Genomic DNA, 2,671 nt, shown 5'->3' with positions numbered 1-2,671 from the left:
GAATTCGAGCATGATGCCGTCGACACCGCCCGACTCAAGGGCTGACGCATCCTGACGGAGTCGCGTGCGAATTTCATCCCGGTCACCATCGAATCCAGGGGAACCCGGGAGGGGAGGTAAGTGGACCATCCCAATGATCGAGGTTCCCGTGCTGAAGATATCCATATTCTGCGTGACCGTCCGACTGACTTAATCGTACAGATATTCGGGATTTGTTCGAATCCCGATCACTGATAGGTTGTTGACGCCGTGCTGAATGCAGGGCGCTACTCGTCGACGAGGTAGTTTGCACCGTACTCTTGCTCGAATTCGTATTCCGACGGGAAAACTGGATCCGTTGTCGCCCAGATATCGTTGATTCGTTTCTCGATAGTCTGAAGAACTACCCGAAGCACGTCATTCGGATCATCTGTGCGTCCCATTGAGGTTAGGGGAACGACGAGGCAGGACTTCCACTGACATTTGATTCGAGACGGAATTTGGCTTCTCGGAGTTCGCGAAGGCGACGAGTGACAGTTCGCCATTCACTCAGTCTATCGTACGCCTCATCGAGGTCGTTGTACGTCGTCTCGGAAAGGACAACTACCTCAGGCGAAGATTCCTCGAAGTAACTCGAAAGCTCCTGTTCGCGAGCTCGATACTCGTCGATTGCTTCATCAGCTGCGTCTGGTGTTTTGAACTCCCGAGTTAGTTCTGTGACCCGGCGGAACTCAAAGTAGGCCTCATTCCGGACGAAGAGCGCAGGATTGTCAGCAACTTTTTCCAGCACTCCAAGGTCAACAAACCACTCAAGATGGGGACGAGCACCTTCTTTTGTACAGTCAGCACGTTCTGCGACATCTGCAACAGTGGTTGGTGACGTGAGCGTCGTTGCTGCTTCGTACACACGATCTTTGACCGTCCGGCCCTCGACGGCTTTGTCCCACTCACCGCCCAGATTCATGTCCGGCAGAGTTGGTGTATCCTCAGTCATTGTTTCTGGATACGGAATGCGCTTATATTACTTTGTGGGTGCTAAGATATGTTTTCGAACCACACTGACAAACATATCAAAGAACAGAACATATTCGGGCAAGTATATCGATTCATACCCCCGGTTCATCCTCGTCGCTGCAGCAAGCCTGTTGATTGGAATAATGGTGTTCGGGTTTTGGGTAGGCCAGCGGTCGAAAATCGCGTGATTAGCAAATGATAGTGAAGAATCGTCCGATTGAATTACCCACTGGTGGCCGACTTCGCGGTGAGTCTGCTATCGACTTGTTCGGGGATGCGCCGATCGGAAGCGTCCGGTCAGCAGACTCAATACGAGCGCGACCACGGCGTTGAAACCATGCGCCAAGTTGACCACATCATTCGCGTCATGCTTGAGAGGTTCAACAGCACCAGAGACACCCACACGAGTGTACTCTCTCCACGAAAACGCTGGAACTCTTCAACTAAAGGAGAACAATATTTACCACTGACATGAGTGTGCGAGAATGATGCCCTCCCCACTTCACGCTTGGTCCCCACATGCCCTGTGCACGAACGGTTCGCGACACGGTTCGGTGTTAAACTGATGCCGGAGTTCTACGAGCGATTCAGAGATGGGTGGGAGCGAGCCCTTGATGTTACCCAACTCATCTTGGTTCCCATCGTGTTCGCAAGTACAGAGATTTCGAAGATCCAGTCAGTACTCGCTCACGACGGCGTCCATATCGGGTTCACGTTCGGACTCCCGATCTCGGTTGGAACGGTCTGGCAATTCGTGAGCCCGCCCAACAGTGGGTTGAACGTCTATCTCGGCGTCCCTGTAGGGAGACAGCCTGCGGTGTTGGTCCCCGTGTTTGCCTTGCTCGTGGTGAAAGCAGCACTCGCTGCTGGCTACTTCGGGAGTATCAAAACCCATCTCGAGACAGGAGAGTACGACTTTTTCGCAAGTGCTCGGTCCCATTTTGTGCCGTTTTTCGTCCTCACGGTCGTCCCATTCTTGGCCTTACTCCCGTTCGAAGTGGGAATTGGTCTCAACGCGACTGACCTCCCAACGAATCTGGCCGCCATCGTTGCAGTGTTGATCGTCCTCTTTTTCATCGCGGTGTATCTGTTGTACGCGACGCCGTACCTCGTCGTCCTCCGAGACACCAGTCTTCTTGAGGCAATCAGAGGGTCTGTCTCGTTTGCCATTCGAGGTGGTCCGTATCTGTGGTACTTCCTCGGATATGGCTTCTTTGTGCTCATTATCTCGGTATTCGCTTCGGCGTTCGTGGTCAATGTCCCAGGGATTGGGCTCGTAGTTGGTATCATCGGTGGCGGTCTACTCGGGCTCGCATTGAACATCACAACGATGCGCTTTGTTGCGGATATCGACCCTGAATCCCCAGATATTGGAACGTGGGAGGATTCTGAATCTGGAACTGCTCAGAAGGGTTTCGAGAAGTAGTCGTTGGTTGTGTGAGTGGCTACGATGAGGCCGTTTAGCCTCTAGGCGGGTGCCGAAGCGAGCAGTCGTGTATTTCAATTCGCTCTGGCAACCCCACTCTCTCACAGACGGGGCACTCTACCAACGTCGTCGTCAACTCCTCACAGGACTTCAACGCTGCATACAGATGCGCTTGCACGTCGGGCTCGGTAGTTCGCGTCAGCGCTTGTGTGAGGTGCATCTGTAACTCTTCGCGGGCGCTCATGCGTGGGT

4 protein-coding genes are annotated in these 2,671 nt (G+C 53.4%); 1 reads left to right on the top strand and 3 read right to left on the bottom strand.

The features are described 5' to 3' along the window. Together AUR66_RS20350 and AUR66_RS03365 are read right to left on the bottom strand one after the other, a co-directional pair. Positions 1-165: BtpA/SgcQ family protein (locus AUR66_RS20350; protein WP_394326250.1), on the bottom strand; the 165-nt coding region annotated here is incomplete at its 3' end. 262 nt (positions 166-427) lie between these two features. Next, positions 428-973 carry a DUF7342 family protein gene (locus AUR66_RS03365; protein WP_231727744.1) on the bottom strand — a complete coding sequence of 182 codons (546 nt, stop codon included), beginning with the start codon at positions 971-973 and terminating at the stop codon, positions 428-430. 585 nt (positions 974-1,558) lie between these two features. Between AUR66_RS03365 and AUR66_RS03360 the strand changes: the two genes are divergently transcribed. Beyond that, the gene (locus AUR66_RS03360; protein ID WP_157532981.1) at positions 1,559-2,419 is read left to right on the top strand and encodes a hypothetical protein; all 861 of its coding nucleotides are present in this window, start codon (positions 1,559-1,561) and stop codon (positions 2,417-2,419) included. Positions 2,420-2,453: 34 nt separating this feature from the next. Here AUR66_RS03360 and AUR66_RS22480 read toward each other — a convergent pair. Further along, a partial coding sequence (locus tag AUR66_RS22480) for a hypothetical protein (RefSeq protein ID WP_331456980.1) occupies positions 2,454-2,671 on the bottom strand: 218 nt, incomplete at its 5' end.

This window comes from Haloferax profundi, assembly GCF_001469865.1.
GTDB classification, from domain to species: domain Archaea; phylum Halobacteriota; class Halobacteria; order Halobacteriales; family Haloferacaceae; genus Haloferax; species Haloferax profundi.
This window is presented reverse-complemented; position numbering and strand designations above follow the sequence as displayed.

Bases quoted from the DNA above. Each gene is read 5' to 3' on its own strand.
- AUR66_RS03365 (WP_231727744.1), bottom strand. From the start codon at position 973: ATGACTGAGGATACACCAACTCTGCCGGACATGAATCTGGGCGGTGAG.
- AUR66_RS03360 (WP_157532981.1), top strand. From the start codon at position 1,559: ATGCCGGAGTTCTACGAGCGATTCAGAGATGGGTGGGAGCGAGCCCTT.